This is a genomic window from Pseudonocardia sp. CA-142604, assembly GCF_050948475.1.
In the GTDB taxonomy this organism is placed as follows: Bacteria; Actinomycetota; Actinomycetes; order Mycobacteriales; family Pseudonocardiaceae; genus Pseudonocardia; species Pseudonocardia alaniniphila.
This window is the reverse complement of the sequence record NZ_CP192045.1, coordinates 7,393,523-7,411,982: the sequence shown is the minus strand read 5'-3', so window position 1 is coordinate 7,411,982 and position 18,460 is coordinate 7,393,523. Positions and strand designations below refer to the sequence as shown.

At 71.0% G+C, this 18,460-nt stretch carries 17 protein-coding genes; 10 read left to right on the top strand and 7 right to left on the bottom strand.

Features of this window, described 5'->3' with window-relative positions:
• Nucleotides 1-173: 173 nt before the first annotated feature.
• Nucleotides 174-947, top strand: a complete 774-nt coding sequence (locus ACQPZQ_RS33585; protein WP_433287552.1) for an MgtC/SapB family protein — start codon at nucleotides 174-176, stop codon at nucleotides 945-947.
• Here the strand turns inward: ACQPZQ_RS33585 and ACQPZQ_RS33580 are convergent.
• The 6 genes from ACQPZQ_RS33580 to ACQPZQ_RS33555 form a co-directional block, all read right to left on the bottom strand.
• Nucleotides 904-2,328 carry an MFS transporter gene (locus ACQPZQ_RS33580; protein WP_433299483.1) on the bottom strand — a complete coding sequence of 475 codons (1,425 nt, stop codon included), beginning with the start codon at nucleotides 2,326-2,328 and terminating at the stop codon, nucleotides 904-906. The genes ACQPZQ_RS33585 and ACQPZQ_RS33580 overlap by 44 nt on opposite strands.
• Nucleotides 2,329-2,468: 140 nt before the next feature.
• Entirely contained in the window at nucleotides 2,469-3,194 is a 726-nt protein-coding gene (gene rpiA / locus ACQPZQ_RS33575) for a ribose-5-phosphate isomerase RpiA (protein ID WP_433287550.1), read from the bottom strand.
• Nucleotides 3,191-4,705: a xylulokinase gene (gene xylB, locus ACQPZQ_RS33570; protein WP_433287548.1), complete on the bottom strand. Its 1,515-nt coding sequence runs from the start codon at nucleotides 4,703-4,705 to the stop codon at nucleotides 3,191-3,193. Before xylB ends, rpiA begins: the two co-directional genes overlap by 4 nt.
• Nucleotides 4,706-4,762: 57 nt before the next feature.
• Complete coding sequence (locus ACQPZQ_RS33565; protein ID WP_433287546.1) at nucleotides 4,763-6,205, bottom strand: aldehyde dehydrogenase family protein; 1,443 nt, start codon at nucleotides 6,203-6,205, stop codon at nucleotides 4,763-4,765.
• Nucleotides 6,206-6,261: 56 nt separating this feature from the next.
• Entirely contained in the window at nucleotides 6,262-6,666 is a 405-nt protein-coding gene (locus tag ACQPZQ_RS33560) for a YccF domain-containing protein (protein ID WP_433287544.1), read from the bottom strand.
• Between the two features lie 147 nt (nucleotides 6,667-6,813).
• A complete protein-coding gene (locus ACQPZQ_RS33555; RefSeq protein WP_433287542.1) occupies nucleotides 6,814-7,443 on the bottom strand; it encodes a hypothetical protein in 630 nt (209 codons plus the stop codon).
• A 338-nt stretch (nucleotides 7,444-7,781) separates the two neighbouring features.
• Between ACQPZQ_RS33555 and ACQPZQ_RS33550 the strand changes: the two genes are divergently transcribed.
• Complete coding sequence (locus tag ACQPZQ_RS33550; protein ID WP_433287540.1) at nucleotides 7,782-8,339, top strand: GrpB family protein; 558 nt, start codon at nucleotides 7,782-7,784, stop codon at nucleotides 8,337-8,339.
• 349 nt (nucleotides 8,340-8,688) lie between these two features.
• Nucleotides 8,689-10,071: an FAD-binding oxidoreductase gene (locus ACQPZQ_RS33545; protein ID WP_433287538.1), complete on the top strand. Its 1,383-nt coding sequence runs from the start codon at nucleotides 8,689-8,691 to the stop codon at nucleotides 10,069-10,071.
• Nucleotides 10,072-10,246: 175 nt separating this feature from the next.
• Here ACQPZQ_RS33545 and ACQPZQ_RS33540 read toward each other — a convergent pair whose 3' ends face one another.
• A complete protein-coding gene (locus ACQPZQ_RS33540) occupies nucleotides 10,247-10,915 on the bottom strand; it encodes a YoaK family protein (RefSeq protein ID WP_433287536.1) in 669 nt (222 codons plus the stop codon).
• A gap of 333 nt (nucleotides 10,916-11,248) precedes the next feature.
• On the opposite strand from ACQPZQ_RS33540, the gene ACQPZQ_RS33535 reads away from it, so the two are divergent.
• The 7 genes from ACQPZQ_RS33535 to ACQPZQ_RS33505 all read left to right on the top strand — a co-directional run bounded on the left by ACQPZQ_RS33535 (nucleotide 11,249) and on the right by ACQPZQ_RS33505 (nucleotide 18,297).
• Entirely contained in the window at nucleotides 11,249-12,196 is a 948-nt protein-coding gene (locus tag ACQPZQ_RS33535; protein WP_433287534.1) for a helix-turn-helix domain-containing protein, read from the top strand.
• Nucleotides 12,197-12,707: 511 nt separating this feature from the next.
• Complete coding sequence (locus tag ACQPZQ_RS33530; protein WP_433287532.1) at nucleotides 12,708-12,965, top strand: type II toxin-antitoxin system Phd/YefM family antitoxin; 258 nt, start codon at nucleotides 12,708-12,710, stop codon at nucleotides 12,963-12,965.
• Nucleotides 12,966-13,114: 149 nt separating this feature from the next.
• Nucleotides 13,115-14,602 carry a class I adenylate-forming enzyme family protein gene (locus tag ACQPZQ_RS33525; protein WP_433287530.1) on the top strand — a complete coding sequence of 496 codons (1,488 nt, stop codon included), beginning with the start codon at nucleotides 13,115-13,117 and terminating at the stop codon, nucleotides 14,600-14,602.
• Complete coding sequence (locus ACQPZQ_RS33520; protein WP_433287528.1) at nucleotides 14,599-15,825, top strand: acyltransferase; 1,227 nt, start codon at nucleotides 14,599-14,601, stop codon at nucleotides 15,823-15,825. The genes ACQPZQ_RS33525 and ACQPZQ_RS33520 overlap by 4 nt, the downstream gene beginning before the upstream one ends.
• A complete protein-coding gene (locus tag ACQPZQ_RS33515; protein WP_433287526.1) occupies nucleotides 15,825-16,223 on the top strand; it encodes a VOC family protein in 399 nt (132 codons plus the stop codon). Before ACQPZQ_RS33520 ends, ACQPZQ_RS33515 begins: the two co-directional genes overlap by 1 nt.
• Before the next feature lie 55 nt (nucleotides 16,224-16,278).
• The gene (locus ACQPZQ_RS33510; protein WP_433287524.1) at nucleotides 16,279-17,268 is read left to right on the top strand and encodes a LacI family DNA-binding transcriptional regulator; all 990 of its coding nucleotides are present in this window, start codon (nucleotides 16,279-16,281) and stop codon (nucleotides 17,266-17,268) included.
• Nucleotides 17,269-17,319: 51 nt separating this feature from the next.
• Complete coding sequence (locus ACQPZQ_RS33505; RefSeq protein WP_433287522.1) at nucleotides 17,320-18,297, top strand: L-histidine N(alpha)-methyltransferase; 978 nt, start codon at nucleotides 17,320-17,322, stop codon at nucleotides 18,295-18,297.
• Nucleotides 18,298-18,460 lie beyond the last annotated feature (163 nt).

The following is an 18,460-nucleotide window of genomic DNA, read 5'->3' as shown; positions in this document are numbered from 1 at the left end:
CGTACTGTGGTCCGCTGCTCGTCAGGAACGGGCGGTGTTCGGCGGCAGGCGCAGCTGTCCTGCCGCTGCTCTCCCCGGCATCGCCGTCGGCGGAACAACAACCCTTCACGACACCGCGTCGGCGCGGGGGGGGGTACCGCTGCTCGACACGGCGACGGATGGGAGGAGTGGGCGTGAGCCTCGCACTACAACTCGGGGAGCCGACCGGTCAGGGCTGGACGCAGATCCTGGAGCTCGCGATCGCGCTCGTGCTGTCGGCAGCGATCGGGCTGGAACGGGAGTTGCGCAACAAGAGCGCCGGCCTACGGACGCACACCCTGATCGGGTTCGCCTCAGCTCTGATGATGCTCGTCTCCAAGTACGGCTTCACCGACGTCCTGGGCGACCACGTCGTCCTCGACCCGTCCCGTGTCGCAGCGCAGATCGTGTCCGGTATCGGGTTCATCGGCGCCGGGCTGATCTTCGTGCGCCGTGACGCCGTGCGCGGCCTGACGACCGCCGCGGCCGTCTGGGTGACCACCGCTGTCGGCATGGCAGCGGGCGCCGGTCTGCCGGTGCTGGCGGGGGCGGCAACCATCGGCTACTTCATCGTCGTCTTCGCCTTCCCGTGGCTGACCTCTTGGCTCCCGGACGGGCGGCAGCTGAGCCGCTTCGTCCAAGTGACCTACGAGGACGGCCGCGGCCTGCTCCGGGAGATCGTGAGCACCTGTACCAAGCGCGGATGGACCGTCGTGGAGCTGACGACACGCCGCGTCGAACAGTCGCCGGTCGACGCTCTCGTCGACAGCGGGGCCGGTCCGCGTCACGTGCCCGGCGTCCGGCCGGTGTCGGTCATGCTCGAGCTCAGGGGATCGATCGACCACGAGGAGCTCATCTCGGACCTCAACAACCTCTACGGCGTGCTCAGTGTCGCTGCGAGCGACCTCGTGCCGGATCCGGATTCGTGACGGGGATCAGCCGGGCGGATATCAGGAGAACCAGCGCGACCGCTGTCAGCGTGAGCAGCGCCGTGCGCGGACCGTCGAACGTGCCGTCGGCGGGCCGCGCGTGCAGAGCGAGCGTCACGCACGCGACGCCGAGCGCCGTGCCGAGGCTGCGGGCCATGTTGACGAGCCCGCCGCCCGTTCCGGCCGTCCGGGTCGGGACGAAGCCCATGACGACGCTGTTGTTCGCCGGGGTGAAGATGCCGAGCGCGACGCCGAGCACGCCCAGCAGCGGCGCGAGCCACTCAGCGGTGAAGGGCGCGGCGGCGAGCAGGCCGGTCGCCACGACGATGAGCAGGGCGCCGAGAAGGCACCGTTGACGGTCGGTCCAGGTGGCCGGGAGTAGTCGTTCGCCGGTGGTGGCGGCCAGCGCGAACCCGGCCGGAAGTGCGGTCAGTACGAGCCCGGCCTGCAGTTCCGGGACCTCGGCCGAGGTGAGCGCCACGGGGATGAGGACGAGCGGGCCGAACAGGATCAGGTAGCCGCCCAGCGCTCCGACCAGTCCTGCCCTGACCGTGCGCGACCGCAGGAGCAGGGGGTCGACCAGCGGCGCTGTCGAGCGTCCCCGCCGGGCGCGGATGCCGATCACCGCACCTGCCGCAAGGGCGAACAGGCACGCCGGCGCCCAGTCCGGGAGCGCGAGGCCGGACAGCGTCGACAGGCCGAGCAGGCCGGCGGTGGTGGCGGTGACCATCAGCGCGAGGCCGGTCATGTCCCAGCGGGTGGCGCTGCTCCGCTCGCGCGTGCGGGGGAGCAGGAACACTCCGGCGGCCACACCCAGCACGCCGATCGGCACGTTGATGCCGAACACCCACCGCCAGCCGAGGCCGGCGACGAGCAGTGCGCCGATCGTCGGGCCGAGGGCGAGGCCGAGGGCCTGAGCGGCTGCCTGGATGCCCAGCCCCGCCCGCCGCCGGTGCGGGGGAGCACTCGTGGTGATCAGTGCGACGCTGTTGGCCTGCAGGAGGGCCGCCCCGATGCCCTGCACGATGCGGAACACGATCAGCCAGCCGAGGTCCGGCGCCAGCGCGCAGGCCAGGGAGGCGACCGTGAAGACCACGAAGCCGTAGAGGTAGAGCAGCTTGCGGCCGTAGGCGTCGGCCAGCCGGCCGACCGGGATCAGCAGCGCGGCCAGCGTCAGCAGGTAGGCGAGGGAGACCCATTGAACCCCGGCGAGTGAGGCGTCGAACTCGGCGCCGAGGGATCCGTAGGTGAGGGTGACGATGCTCGCGTCGAGCTGGCCCATGAACGCGCCGAAGCAGACGGTGCCCACGGCGAGCAGCCAGGCGTTCGGCCGGTCACGCAAACCGGCCGGGCGGGCCGGCTCCCTGGTGAGGACCGACATCCACACGATGGCTCCCTTGCGCCGCACCTACGATCAGCAGTAATGACCGTACATTGCGCCCGCGGTTCCACCATATGGATCGCATCACGCCGTGAGCCTGCGCACCCCGGGCGGACCGGGGCGCGCAGGCTCCGGTGTGGCTATCGGAAGGCCCGGACCTCCGCGCTCCCGTCGGGGTGACCCACCACCATCGCGTCCGCGATACCCACGAAGAGCCCGTGCTCGACCACCCCCGGGATGTGGTTGAGCACGGCGGCGAGCCCGGGGACGTCGGGAATCGCCTCGAGGTGGGCGTCGAGGATGTAGTGGCCGCTGTCGGTCACCAGCAGCTCGCCGTCCCGCATCCGGTTCGTGATCCGCACCTGGCCGAGGCCGGCATCGGCGAAGAGCCGGGCCAGGTGCCTGCGCGTCGAGACCCAGCCGAACGGCACCACCTCGACCGGCAGCGGGAACCGTCCCAGCGTGGTGACGATCTTGGTGTCGTCGAGCACGGTGACCATCCGGTGCGAGGCCCGCGCCACCACCTTCTCCCAGAGCAGGCAGGCCCCACCGCCCTTGATCATGTTGCCGGCACCGTCGATCTCGTCGGGGCCGTCGATCGTGAGGTCGAGCTCGGGGACGTCGTTCAGGTCAGCGAGGCGGATGCCGAGCTCCAGTGCGAGGTCCCGGGTCGCGGTCGAGGTGGGCACCCCCACCACGTCCAGGCCCTCCCGCACGCGCTCCGCGAGCGAGCGCACGAACCAGTGGGACGTCGTCCCGGAGCCGAGCCCGAGGAGCATCCCGTTGCGGACCTGGGTGTCCAGGGCGTGCACACCGGCAGCGACCTTGGCCCGGTCCTGCTCGGTGCGCGGCCGCACTGCCGTCATCGCCGGCCGTCCGCGAGCTGGGCGAAGGTGGGTTCCAAGGTGCCGTAGAGGCCGCGGTGGACGGTGAACAGCCGCTCGTAGACCTCGGCGTTGCCGGTGTCGGGGGTGAAGCGGGAGGTCTCCCGGACGAGGCCCGCCGCGTCGGCGAGTGTTCCGAGGTCACCCGTGCCGACCCCGGCGACCAGCGCGGCTCCGTACGCGCCACCCTCGGCCGCACCCGTGACCGTGACGACCTCCCGGTTCAGCACGTCGGACAGCATCTGCATCCACAACGGCTCGACGGTGACCCCACCCGACACCCGCACCTGCGTGCAGTCCAGGCCCGTGGACTCGCACACATCCACGATCTGGCGCAGGTTGAGCAGCACGCCCTCCAGCACGCTGCGGGACAGGTGGGCGGCCGAGTGCATCGGGGTGAGGCCTACCCAGCTGCCGCGTGCGTCGGGCGCCACGTGCGGGCAGCGCTCGCCGAGCAGGTAGGGGAGGAAGAGCAGGTCCTCGGACCCCGGTGGCGCCTGCCGGGCCAGCTCCACCAGGCTGCCGTACTGCAGCTGCGGTCCGACCAGCGTTCGCAGCATGTCCCGCAGCCACTGGAAGGCACCGCCGGCCACCAGGGACACGCCCATCACGTGCCAGCGGTCCGGCGCGTTCCCGCAGGAGATCTGCAAGGTGCCGTCGATGTCGTCGGGGCAGGAGCCGCTCGCGCCCGCCACGATGCCCGCCGTGCCGAGCGTGATGCCGATGGCGCCGTCGTCGATGATGCCCATCGAGGTGGTCTGGATGACCGCGTCACCGCCACCGCCGAACACCGGCGTCGACGCGGGCAGGCCCCAGCGCTGCGCCACCTCGGGCAACAGCGTGCCGGTCGCCTCGGGCGACTCGACGACCGGCGGCATGAGGTCCTCCGGGATGTCCAGCAGCCGCAACAGGTCGCTGCTCCAGCGGCGCTCGCGGACGTCGAACAGGCCGGTGCCGGACGCGTCGGAGACCTCCGTGGCGAGCTCACCGGTCATCTGGAGGCGGATGAAGTCCTTGGGATTGAGCAGGTGGCGCATGCCCTTGAACGACGTGGGCTCGTGCTGGCGGAGCCAGAGGATCTTGCCGGCGGTGAACCCCGGCAGCATGCGGTTCTGCACCAGGTCCAGCAGTCCGGGCAACCCGCCGGCCCGCTCGGTGATCTCCGCGCACTGCGGCGCCGCCCGCTGGTCGTTCCACAGGATGGCCGAGCGGATCACCTTGCGCTCCTCGTCGAGCGCGGTGAGGCCGTGCATCTGCCCGCTCAGGCCGAACCCGCGCACGGACGCGCCGGCCGGCAGCCGGCCCACCAGATCCTGGACCGCGTCGTCGGTGGCCTGCCACCACAGCGCGGGGTCCTGCTCCGCCCATCCGGGCCGGGTCGTCACGACCGGGTAGTCGCGAACGCTGGTGGCGAGGACCTGCCCGCTCGTGTCGAGGGCGAGCACCTTGCAGGCGGACGTTCCGAGATCGATCCCGATGAAACACGTCCTCATGCGTCTCTCCCTGGTCCGGCGGCTCGCCGTCGAGCCGCTCCCGGTGTCCGGTGGGTGTCAGCTGCGGTGACGAACCCGCACGTGCTTCATCTGGAGGTATCCCTCCATGCCCTCCCGGCCGTGCTCGTAGCCGAAGCCACTGCCCTTGCGCCCGCCGTAGGGGGCGTTGATCGTGCCTGCGTCGACGTTGTTCACCGCGACGCTGCCGAAGTCCAGGCGGCGGCCGAGGGCGAACACCTCGCTCAGGTCCTCGGAGTACACGTAGGCCGCGAGACCGGCGGGGGTGCTGTTGGCCAGCTCGATCGCGGATTCGAGGTCGTCGTACGGGCTCACCCCGATGACCGGGCCGAAGGTCTCCTCGTGCATCACCAGCATGTCCTGGGTGCAGTCGGCCAGCACGGTCGGCAGGTAGTAGGTGCCGACGGACCGGTCGGCCGGACGGGCGCCGCCCACCAGCACCCGTGCCCCCTTCGACCGGGCGTCGGCGACGTGCCGCTCGCACTTCTCGAGGATCTCGACGTTGGTGACGGGGCCGACGTCGACGTTGTCCTCGCGCAGGCCGTCCCCCACCACCAGGCCAGCTGCCGCCTTGGCGAGCCGCTGTACGAACTCCTCGTAGAGGTCGGCGTGCACATACGCGCGGTTGATGGCGATGCAGATCTGCCCGGCGTTGCGGAACGAACGCCGCAGCGCCCCGGTGACCGCCTGGTCGATGTCGGCCCGCGCCGTGACGATGAGCGGGCAGTTGCCACCCAGCTCCATGGACAGCGGCTTCACCCCGGAGACGGTCTTGAAGATCGCTTCTCCGGTTGCCCCGGAACCGGTGAAGGCCACCTTGTTGATCGCCGGGTGGGCAACGAGCGCGCGGCCGGTCGCGCCTGCGCCGGTGACGAGGTTGGCCACACCGGCGGGCAGCTTCGCCGCCTCCAGGCTCCGGAACACCTCGATCGCCGCCGACGGCGTGTACTCCGAGGGCTTCACCACGATCGTGCAGCCCGCGGCGAGCGCGGCGCACAGCTTCCAGCCGATGAGCTCCACCGGGTAGTTCCACGGCGTGATGGCCGCGACGACCCCGATCGGCTCCTTCTCGACCAGGCTCGTGAAGCCCTCCTCCTCGTTGGGCACGGTGGCGCCGGTGATCCGCGTGGCCTCCTCGGCGTAGAAGTGGAAGGTCTTCGCGAGCTTCTCCACCTCGCCGGTGGCCTCGGGGATCGGCTTGCCCATCTCCCGGGTGATGGCCGCCGCCACCTGGACCTTCGCGGCAGCGAGAGCGTCGCCCGCGGCGTGCAGGTAGCCGGCCCGTACCGTCGGGTTGACCCAGCGCCAGCTGTTCCACGCGCGCTTCGCGGCGGTGACGGCTCGGTCGACGTCCTGCTCCGTGGAGTCGGGCACGCGGGCGACGACGTCTCCCGTGGCGGGGTCGCGCACCTCGAGAGTCGTCCCGTCGCCCTCCTCCCAGCGGCCGTTGATGTAGTTCCGGCCACGGGCGACGTGCTCCACGCCAGATCAGCTCCTCACTCGGCGATCAGTACCCACGTGCTTTGTTACCCACGTACTCAGTACACGGTCGGGTACCGGGCCTGCACGTCGTCGCTGTCCACGATGACCCGCCCGAGCGGAACGAGCGAGACCGGAATCAGCTTCAGGTTCGCCCACGCCAGCGGGATCCCGATGATCGTGATGGCCAGCGCGATGGCCGTGGTGAGGTGTGCCAGCGCGAGCCACCATCCGGCGAAGATGATCCAGATGACGTTGCCGATGGTGGACGGCGCGCCTGCGTCCGCGCGCTTGACGAGACTTCTGCCGAAGGGCCACAGCGCGAAGTCGGCCATGCGGAACGCGGCCAGCCCGAACGGAATCGTCACGATCAGCAGGCAGCAGATGATTCCGGCGAGCACGTAGCCGATGGCCAGCCAGACGCCGCAGAGGATGAGCCAGATCACATTGAGTACGGTCCGCATTGCGGTTCTCCTGTCGACGCTGTCCCGTCCAGAGTGCACCCGTAGGGGCGCTCTGTCGCTGTTCCGAAGTTGTGAAAGCCCTGCTCGGACGCGGCCACCCGGGTACATCTCGCCGAACTGCCGCGTCCGGTCGTCACTCCGCAGCGCCTACGTCGAGGCTGCCGACCGGGCCGGGCGCAGCGGCAGCGCGCTCGCGATGAGCAGCGCGCCGAGGCCCGCGGACGGGACGAGCACCGCGAGGTCCGCGACGTGGGCGATCGCCTCGATGCGAGGAATCCGGCTCACGGGCCACAGGAGGCCGCCGACGCCGAGCGCGGCCCACATCCACATGGGCGCGCTCCGCGTCCGGGCGAGAGCGACAGCCAGGAGCACGATCATCAGCGGGAACGTCAGCCCGGGCAGCCAGAGCACCAGTTGCGACGTCAGCGGGTACGCGGCGAGGGCGTCGAGGCTCTGCTGCTTGTCCAGCCCGAACGCGCCTTCGTAGAACCCCTGCAGCCCGAACGCGATCCCGCCGAACGAGCCGATCACCGCCAGCGCGGCACCGACCGACCCGAGCACGGGCCTGCTCGACCGGACGATCTCCCACAAACCGAGGAGACCCGGGAGCCACAGCACGGACGACCACGCCACCAGCGCGCCACCCACGACGCCGTGCCGGCCGTCGTCCGTCCAGAAGAACGTCGCCGCGGCGTTCAGGAGGGGACCGAGGATGAGGCAGACGCCCTGTACGGTGCGAGCCTGCGTGGGAATTACGACGTTGGGCGTTGTCAGCATGGCCCTGAACGCTAAGCATCCCGAGGGTCCGAGACCTCCGGGACGGCCCCGATCACAACCCGGAGATCCCACCGTCGTCACCGCAGCGTCCGCCGGGGTCAGCGGCCGGTGGTGGTGATCGCCGCGAGATCCGGCTGAGCGCCCTTGCGCGGGCGGAAACCCTGATCTCGGAACGATCATGGGGTATCGGGGAGGGTGAGTTCGGTGAGGCTCTGTGGCGGTGCCTGCAGGTCGCCTGCCCCGGACGCGCGTACCCACCCGGGAGTTCGCCGGACTCATCCCGGGCCTTCGCGCAACAGGCACATTCGCTCAATCGATTCCCGAGGGAGGCCGGCCGAATGCCCGAACCTGACGACGTGCCGAGCGCGGCATGGCCGGTCTGGGCCACCGAGCGCGTCGAGGTCGTCGACCACGACCCGGCTTGGGTCGACCGAGGCCTCCAGGAGCGTGACCTGCTGCAGGGGCTGCTCGCGCCCTGGCTCACCGGGGCGGTCGAGCACGTCGGTTCGACCGCGGTGCCCGGGCTGGCCGCGAAGCCGATCATCGATCTGCAGGCACAGGTCGCCACCCTCGACGTCGCCGACGAGATCGTTCCGGTCGTTGCTCCGCACGGCTGGCACTACGTTCCCCCCGAACTCGACGGAAGTCCGTACCGGCGGTTCTTCGTCAAGGTGCGCGACGATCGCCGCGTCGCGCACCTGCACGTCATGACGGCCGACAGCAGGTGGCATCAGCAGCTCGCCTTCCGTGACGCGCTACGAGCCGACCCCGCAATGGTGCGCGCCTACGCCCGGCTCAAGGTGGAGCTCGCCGACCGGCACCGCGACGACCGGGAGGCCTACACCGCGGGCAAGGGACGTTTCGTCCGGGAAGTCCTCACCCGCAACCAGCCGTGAGGAGCCGGTGGTGGTGATCGCCGCGAGATCCGTCGATCAGCCCTCGCCAGGGCGGAACGCCGGATCTCGGAACGATCATCGAATTCAAGATCACCGTGAGATCCGGCTGCGCGCCCTTGCGCGGGCGAAAACCCGGATCTGGGAACGATCATGGATGGAGCCGCGGGCGCCTTTGACTACCCACAGTGAGAATCTGGTGTCAGACGGCGCGTCGGGGATCGATGGCTGCCGAGTGTGATCCCAGTCACTCCGATATGCGTTTCCGCAGATCAGGGAGTAGTGGAAATCGGCCACGGATGCAACGCGCGCAGCTGTGAACCGCTTGCACCTGTGCATCGTGTGGCAGGGCGTGACGAGCAACCCGATCGACGTGCACCGCGGTCTCGACGAGCTGCGTGCGGCCTGCGCCACGGTCCACCTGCCCGAGGACCCCGGTTACGAGGGCGCCCGGCACCCGTGGCAACTCACGGTGCAGCAGTGGCCGGCTGCGGTCGCGCAGCCGCGTACAGCGGATGAGGTGGCTGCTGTGGTTCGGGCGGCCGCGCGGGCCGGTCTGAGCGTCGCGCCCCAGTCCACCGGCCACAATGCCGGACCGCTGGAGGGACTCGAGGACGCGGTACTGCTGCGCACGTCGTCGCTCCGTGAGGTCACGATCGATCCGGAACGGCGGCGGGCGCGGGTCGGCAGCGGCGTGCTGTGGGGCGACGTCGGCGTCGCGGTGGCCCCGGCCGGGCTCGTGGCGCTGCACGGGTCGTCCCCGGACGTCGGGGTGGCCGGGTTCTCCCTGGGCGGAGGCATCGGGTGGCTCGCCCGCCGGTTCGGGATGCAGTGCAACAGCCTCCTGGCTGTGGAGCTCGTACTTCCCGACGGTGAGCTCGCGCGGGTCGACGCCGACTCCGACCCGGAGCTGTTCTGGGCGCTGCGCGGCGGGGGCGGCAACTTCGGGGTCGTCACAGCTCTGGAGTTCGCCCTCTACCCGGTGACGTCGGTCTACGGCGGGGCGCTCGTGTGGGACTGGCGGGAGGCGAGCCGCGTGTTCGCCCGGTGGACGCAGTGGACGTCCGAGGCGCCCGACGAGGCGTCGACGTCCTGCAGGATCTTGCAGCTCCCTTCTATCGAGGCGGTGCCGCCGCCGCTGCGAGGGCGGCAGGTCGCAATGATCGACGGGGCCGTACTGGCCGCTGACGAGGCCGCGGAGAAGATCCTCGCCCCGTTGCGTGAGCTCGGACCCGAGATCGACACCTTCGGCCGGATGACGGCCGCGGGCCTGGGCCGCCTGCACGGCGACCCCGAGGGCCCGACGCCTGCGGTGGCCTCCGCGGCCATGCTCGGTTCGTTGCCGGAAGCGGGCGTGGACGCGTTCGTCGAGGCCGCCGGAGCGGACTCCGGTTCGAGCCTGGCCGTCGCGGAGTTGCGCCAGCTCGGTGGGGCCTGTGGCCGGCCCCACCCCGGCGCCGGAGCGCTGCCGATGCTTCACGGGGAGTTCGCCATGTACGCCTGCGCACTGGCCGCCGAGCCGGAAGCACTGAGGATCGGCCAACAGCACGCGGACCGCCTCGAGGCCGCGATGTCGCCCTGGGCCTGCGGGCACTACCTCAACTTCGCCGAGAGACCGGTGGACGCGGCTCTCGGATTCGGTGCCGAGGCTTACCAGCGGCTGCAGCAGATCCGGCGGCGGGTGGATCCGGACGGGCGCATGCTCGCCAACCACCGCGTTCCGGCCGCGGCCTGAGACCGGCCGCCACGGCGGCCATCGATACGACCACGGGCGACTGGGGAGTCGCTCTGTGGCGGACGGAGCGGGCTGGGGAGCGGGCTCCGTCCGATGTTCCGGCGAAGCCGGAAAAGGGTGGCTTTCCGTGGCGGTCAGAGGGGTCGCCACGGAAAGCCACCCGTCGTCGTCCTGATCAGCGGACCGACGCGCGGTCGGCGACCACCAGCCCGATCGACACAGCGAGCAGGACGAGGGGAAGCAGCGGTACGGCCCAGCGCACCGGGTGCAGCAGCGCGGCGGCCGCGCACGCTCCCACCACCAGCGCCGCGAGCTGGCGCAACGCCGACCGGCGACGTCCGGCACGGCCCGTCACGACGTCGTGCAGCACGCTGACCAGGGTGCCCGTCATGTAGGTGGTGGAGGCCTTCAGCCGCAGTGCCGCCACGCTCTGCCCACCCATGGCGGCGGAGGCCACGCCCAGCAGGACGAACGACACGACCGGCCCGGGGTGTGCGCCGGTGAGGATCCAGCCCGCGGCCACGCCTGCCAGCAGCACCAGCTCGGCGAGCAGGAGCCCGATGACGGCCTCCGGGCGATGTCGCCACACCCGCGTCGAGGCGACGACGCCGACGGCGAAACAGACCACGGCGATGCCCGACGGCGCCGCAAGTGCCATGTTCACCGTGCCGAGTCCGTAGCCCGTGGTCACCAGGTTGCCGGTGACGATGCTGGCGAACGCGCCACCGAGCCCGGCGAGTGCGAGCAGGTCGACCCCGCCGGCGCACGCGGCGAGCGCGGCCGGGATGATCCCGGCCCACCTCCACGCCGCCCGCTCCGGGGCAGTGCTCCTCTCGGGGCTCATCTCGGACACGTACCACAGACCGGCCTGCCCGGTGAGGTGAACGCCTCTGATGCCGCAACGCATGAGCGCGGCCATGGCAGCGTCGACGATCTCGCGCGGGCAGCAGGGATGGACCCCGACGGCGATCAAGCGGCTGGCGTCGGCCCACCACGTCGAGTACCCCGCGGCTGGCCCGGTCTATCCGGACGAAGGACAGCCTCCGGGATCGAGTGGTCCTGCACGAGCGGCTGCGAAGGCTGCGGGCGAGTCGTTGCAGCACGTGGCATCTAACGGGTCTGACAAGTGGTCTTGTGGTTCCTGCCTGGGCCGATGATCCGGAGTTAGCGTCGGGCCGTGCAGATCCACGAGTTCTACGGTGAGGAGTTGGAGGGCGTCGCCAGTGAGTCCTTCATGCCGGTGATCGCCCGGACGCGTCCCGAGTATCACGGGGGTGTGGCGTTCCAGGAGCTGGGCGACGCCCTGACCCTCTCTCGGTCGCATTGGGGAGGACCGATGTCGTCGGTCCGGACCGACCGGATGGCAGCGAGGGCGACGGGAGACAACCTGATGCTCTTTTGCGTACACATGGCCGGCCGGGCCTACATACGCCAGCACGACCGCTTCGCCGAGCTGGCGGCCGGTTCGGGAGTGCTATCGGAGGCGCGCAGCCCGTGGAAGCGGGTCGCGCCGACAGCGGCACGGAGCCTGGCCTTGCGTTTCTCCCGTGAGCTACTGCCGCTCCGTACCGGTGAGGTCACCGAGGCCTGTGCACGCAGCGTGGACGCCGCAAACCCGGCGATGCAGATGCTGTCCACCTACCTCCGCCGGCTGTTTCAGGTCGCGGACGACCTCACCGGCGACCAGCGGCTCGACGCCGGACGAGCTGCGATCGATCTGCTCGCGATGGCGTTGCGGGACGTCAGCCCCTCGATGCCGGGCGGGGACGGCGCCGCACAAGTGTTGCTCGACGTGATGCGGATGCACGTCCGCGAACACCTGGGCGACCCAGAACTGCGGGTCGAGGAGCTGGCGCGGCGGCATCACGTGTCGGTTGCCCACCTGTACACGCTGTTCGAGCGAATCGGGACCACGCCGGGTGCCTACCTTCGCGAGCAGCGGCTGCTCGCGGCACAGGCGATGCTGTCCGATCCGAGGTACGACCGCGCCATTGCGGGCATCGCCGCTGCCGTCGGGTTCCGCGACCTCAGTACGTTCGTACGGGCGTTCCGGCGGCGGTTCGGGACGACGCCGACCGGCTGGCGGCGTGAGTACCTCGCCGGGATGCTCCCGCGACCGTGCTAGAGGAAACGCATGGCGTCGGATAGGAATCGTTATTCACGTTGAATCCTCGGGCTGGTCGACTGTATTCACAGCCGACGAGGGGGTCGATCAGACGCGAACCGGGCAGGGGAGCCCCGAGTCCGCGAGACACTTGATCCCTGGCCCGAGGGGGGTGGGGCCGGGCCGCGCACGCGGCCCGGCCCCCGCTCGCCACGGCGATGGCTCCCGGGTAGAGCACGGATTGGCTGCCGCCACCTCGCGCTGGAAAATCGGCTTCCAGCTTTGAGCGTCCCTGGGTCGAACATGGTGCTCTAACGATGAACGAGACGCCCATACCTCAAGCTATGCCGTCAGGCTGCATCTCCCGCCGCAGCGCGTCCGCCGACCCCTCGGCACCGCCCGCCGCACATCGGGCGGCACCCGGCCGGCCGTTGCCGAGCTCGACGGCGGTTGCACTGAGGATGCCAGCCATCTGGAGCGCGGCCGAGCGGGAATGAGGCGCATGGGGAGCACTTGTGCTACGCCATGCGGCGTGACTGTCGTGGGACTGCGGGAGCTCCGAGAACAGGCCGCCGAACTGGTACGCCGCGTCGAGCAGGGGGAGGAAGTGACCATCACCGTGGGCGGTAGGCCGAGCGCGCGGCTGGTGCCTGTCGAGCCCCACGGCTGGCGCACGTACGCAGAGGTGTCCGATCTGTTCAGCGGCCCGGCAGACCTGGGGTGGAACGCCGATCGGGACCGCGTCGACGACGTCTTCCGCGATCCGCGGTCCCAGGCGCGACGGACGTAAGGGAGTCATCGCCATGGCGGCACCATCCGGTGCGAGTCGGGGGTCGCCACAGCCGTCAGGCGCACGGCACCGACCGCGGTGCGGACGGACCGGCTCTTCACATGCCCTGCACAGCACGCGCACAGAAAGCTCGTCCAGCGTGGACTCTCGTGCCCATCCGCTTGCGCGGTCTGTTGCGCTCCCGCTCTGCCGGCCACCCGCACAAGACGTTCTTGGAGGACGCCCGCACCCACCGGGTCATCGACAACGCCGGCATCGACGCGGCTGCGCGCGCATGGTCGCGTGAGCTGGACGCGCTCCACGTGCCGCACGGTGCGCGGGTACTGGTCGACATCGACGACCCCCTCTCGTTCGCCGTCGTGCACCTGTCGGTGATCGCCGCCGGACGTTGCTCGGCGCCGGTCAACCCGGAGGCCACCCCGGCCGAGACGCACCGGGCCCGCATGGCCCTGCGTCCCGTTCTCGTCATCACCGACCGCGCGCTGCGTCCGGGGCTGCGTGTCCAGGTCGGCACCGGGTTGCCAGTGGACCCGGTCGCGGACCCGGACGCCCCGGTGCCCGACGACGGCCCGCCCGGCTCCGCCGCCCTGCTGACCTCCGGGTCGACCGGGGCCCCGAAGACGGTCGTGCTGGAGGAGGAGCAACTGCTCCACGTCGCCGGGGCCGTGGCGCGCCACAACCGGCTCACCGCCGCCGACCGCGGCTTCAACCCGCTACCGCTGTTCCACATCAACGGCCAGGTGGTGGGCCTGCTCGCGACCCTGGTGTCGGGGGCGACCCTCGTGCTGGACCGCCGCTTCCACCGCACGGGGTTCTGGCCGCTGCTCGCCGCGCACGACATCACGTGGCTGAACGCGGTGCCCGCGGTCCTGACGATCCTGTCCCGGGAGGAGATCCCGGTGCTCCCGCAGCGGCTGCGGTTCGTGCGGTCCGCTTCGGCGCCGCTCTCCGAGAACGTGGGACGGCTGATCGCGGCGGCCACCGGGGTTCCGGTCGTCGAGAGCTACGGGATGACCGAGGCCGCGAGCCAGATCACGGCGACCCCGCTCGACGCCCCGGCGCGGCCCGGGTCGGTCGGGTTGCCGGTCGACGTGGAGCTCGAGGTGATCGGACCCGACGGCAGAGTGTGCCCGCCGGGTGCGGTCGGCCGGGTGCGGATCCGCGGAGCCGGGGTGATCCGCGGCTACGCCGACGGGCGGGGCGCCGACCGGATCGACGACGCGCACTGGCTCGACACCGCCGACCTCGGCCGGCTCGACGACGACGGGTACCTGTACCTGGTCGGGCGCGCCGACGACGTGGTGAACCGCGGCGGCGAGCTGGTCTACCCGCGCGAGATCGAGGAGGTCCTGCTCGACGAGCCCGATGTGGCCGACGCGGTGGTCATCGGCCGGCCCGACGACGTGCTGGGCGCCGTGCCCATCGCCCTGATCCGCCCGGCCGACGAGCTGGACGCCGCTGCGGGCGCCCAGCTCGTCCGGCGGCTGGTGAAGCGCTGCACCGTCCACCTGGCCCGCTACAAGCGACCTGCCGAGATCCGGCTGGTCGGAGGCTTCCCGCTGGCACCGACGGGGAAGGTGCGCCGCACCGAGCTGCGCCGCCAGCTCGCCGACGAGCTCGCGGCGAGCGGCCGATGACGGCGGGCGCCTTCGAGCTCCGGCGCCCCATGGGCCGCACCGTCCACATCTATCCGGCCGACATGGTCAGGGTGCTGACCTTCGCCTGCGTGATCGGCGTGCACACGGTCTCGACGGTGAACCCGCTCGACAGCGTGCCCGGCGGTGCCGTGGTGATGCTGCTGCACTTCACCCGCGAGGCCTTCTTCGTCCTCACCGCGTTCGTGCTCACCCATCGCTACCGGGACGCCGGTGTGCACCCGGTGCCGTTCTGGCGCCGCCGGCTCCTGCTGGTCGGCGTGCCGTACCTGGTGTGGTCGGTGGTCTACACCGGACTCGGCCTGGTCACTGCACCGCTTCCGATCGGCCCGGCGCTGCTCGTGCTGCTGCGCAACGTGGCGACCGGCACGGCGTGGTTCCACCTGTACTTCCTGCTGGTGTCGCTGCAGTTCTACCTGGTGTTCCCGCTGTTCCGGCGGCTGCTGCTGGTCACCCGCGGCCGGCACGGGCTGCTGCTGGCCGCGAGCGCGTTCCTGCAGGTGGTGATCGACCTGTGGCTGCACGACCCGGTGCCCACCGGTGCGAAGGCGGAGCTGCTGCCCTACCTCGGGTCGGTCCTGCTGAGCTACCAGTTCTTCCTCGTGCTCGGCGGGGTCGCCGCCGTGCACGCCTCGCGCGTCGACTCCTGGATCCGGGGCCACACCGGCCTCATCGTCGCCGCGGTGCTGCTGGGCGGCGCCCTCGCCGAAGGCAGCTATCAGTGGTCGATCGCGCACGGTGTCGGCGCCGAGTTCGCCACCGACGTCTTCCAGCCGGTGATGGTGCCGTGGTCGGTGGCGGTGACCGCCGCCTTCTATGCGATCGGGGCCGCATGGGCCGACAGACGCGCGGGTGGCCGCGCGTCGCGTTTCGTCGAGCGCGCCTCGGACCGGTCCTTCGGGGTGTTCCTGCTGCACCCGACGATCCTGTGGGCGCTCACCGTGGCAGGCGCCGCATCGCCTGCCGCGCAGCTGCCGGCCCCCTGGTCCAGCTTCGCCGTGTACGGGGTGGCGGTGGTCGGGGCTCTGCTGATCGTCGAGGTGCTGCAGCGGACGGCGATCAGCCTGCCCCTGACCGGGAAGTCCCGCACTGCGGGCCGCGGGTGGAGCCTGCCCCGTCGGACTCGGGCTGCTGCGGGTGCTGACACCCCAGGAAGCGACGCGATCGAGGCAGGGCGGCCGGCCCTGCGGAGCATGGACGCCTGATGCGCGATCACGAGGACGTGTTCCACCTGGCCATCCCGGCGGCGGACCTGGACGCGGCTCAGGACTTCTACGTCGCGGGGCTCGGGTGCAAGCTCGCCCGCCGCTACGCCGACCGGATCACCCTGGACTTCTTCGGCGACCAGGTCGTCTGTCACCTCTCGGACTGCGTCGACGAGGCGCCCGAGCTCTATCCCCGCCACTTCGGCGTGACGTTCCGCCGTCGCGAGGACTGGGAACGGCTCCTGCGCCTCGCACGCGCCAGGGGTCTGTCGTTCTTCGCCGAGCCGTTCCACCGCTTCGCAGGCCGGGCCGAGGAACACGAGTCGTTCGTGCTCGCCGACCCGTCGAACAACCTGCTCGAATTCAAGTACTACGACGACCCGCGGATGATGTACTGACGGCCGGCAGCACCGTGCTGGGGCCGGGGCTCGGAGTCCGTCGAGTGGGGGAGTCATGGGTGAGGAGATCCGCGACCCGCTGACCTTGGAGGACGTCGCGCGCGCCGCCGGGGTGTCGCGGGCAACGGCGTCCCGGGCGCTGACCGGATCCGACACCACGTCCACCCCGGCCCGGCAACGCGTGCGAGCCGTGGCCGAGCGGATGGGCTACGCCCCCAACCCGCTGGCCAGGGCGCTTGCCGGCGGTTCCGGCACCCGTGTCGTCGTCGCCGTTGCGGGGCCCCGGCCGGACGTGCTGGAGGACCCGTACATGTGGCGCGTGCTCGGGGCCACGGCGGCAGTGTGCGACGGCTCAGGCGTCGGCGTCTCCTTGCAGTGGTTGCCGCTCGACGCGCCCGGGTCGCTCGGCAGGCTGGGCACCGACCGCAGCGTCCGCGGAGTGGTGCTGTGCAACACCACGGAGCCGCTGCTCGCCGCGGTCCCGCACGTTCTGCGCGGGCGCGTGGCCTCCATCGGGATCGGCTCGGTCGCCGTCCCGTCCTTCGACGTCGACAACGCCTCCGGCGCCGCTGCGGTCGTCCGTCATCTGCATTCCTCGGGCAGGCGGCACATCGCGATGCTCACGGGACCGAGCTGGCTGCCGTGCTCGTGGCGGTCGGTCGAGGCGTACCGCCGTACGGTGGAGGCCGCGGGGCTCCCCGCGCGCATCCTGCCCGGTGACTTCGGCTTCGAGGACGGCCGGTCGGGTGCACTGGAGGCGCTGCGCCGCTGGCCCGACACCGACGCGATCTACGCGATCTGCGACTCCGTTGCCTTCGGGGCGATGGTCGCGCTGCGCGGGCTCGGCGTGGACGTGCCGGACGACGTGGCCGTCGCCGGGTTCGACGACGTCCCGGCGGCCGCGTGGGCCGGCCCCGCGCTCACCACCGCGACCCATCCGGTGAGCCGCATCGCAGCCGGAGCTGCCACGGCCGTGCTCGACGAGGCTCTCGTTCCCCCCGCCACGTTGTACCCCTCCGAGCTCGTCCTGCGGGAGAGCGCGTGATGCGCAAGCGTGTAGCCGTCGTGATCCCTACGGACGGCCGGTGGAGCGCACGTGACACAGAGCAGGGTCGAGATCGTGCCCGTCGACGACGCCTTCTGGGAGGACCAGGACGCGCTGCTCGCCGGGCTGCAGGAGTCTCCGCCCCGCATCCCCCCGTGGTTCGGCTACGACGAGCTCGGATCTGAGCTGTTCGAGGAGATCACGGAGCTTCCCAGCTACTACCTGACCCGCGTCGAGCACGACCTCCTGCGTCAGCACGCCGGGGAGATCGCCGAACGGCTGGGCTGCGGGTCGGTCGCCGAGCTCGGCAGCGGGAGCGCGAAGAAGACCAGGCTGCTGCTCGCGGCGTGCACCGACCGTCGCCCCACCACGTACCTCCCGATCGACGTCAGCCGGGAGATGCTCGTCGCCAGTGCCGAAACGCTCACCGCCGAATTCGCGCAGCTCAGGGTGCGTGCGCTCTGGGGCCGGTACGAGGCAGGGCTCGCGAGCCTGCGTGAGCGTGACGAGGCTCCGGTCGCGGTGGCCTTCCTCGGCAGCAACATCGGCAACACGACGCCGGCGGAGCGGACGGCCCTGCTGGAGGAGATCGCGGCGACGCTGCGGCCCGGCGACCGGTTCCTCGTGTCGGCCGACCTCGACAAACCACGTGAGGTGCTGGAGGCCTGCTACAACGACCCGGCCGGCCGCTCGGCGTTCGTGCGGTTCCGCCAGAACCACCTCGCCCACCTGAACCACCGCTTCAACGGCGACTTCGTGCTCCACCGCTTCTACCCCCGTGCGCACTACGACGACGCCACGTCAACGGTGGAGGGACACCTGTACGCGACCGAGGAGCACACGGTCTCGCTGAAGAGCCTCGGCGTCACCCTGCACATGGGGCGGGGCGACTCGATCAACGTCGGCTACTCGGCGAAGTTCCACCGCCCCGGGTTCGTCGCCGACGTCTCCAGCCTCGGCTTCGTGCTCGACGAGCAGTGGGTCGACGCCGTATGGCAGTACGGAATCTTTCTGTTCGCCCGCACGTGACACCCTGGGGGTAACCTCCGCGTTGATCCGCCGGGCACTACCGCTCGAACACGGCTTCGGGCGGCTGTTCGACGATTCGGATGAACGTCGTGAATTGTATTTCCGCGAAATGTTCCGGTCGTCGGGTTTGCTTGTCCTGTTCGACAATTGTGATTCCGGGACG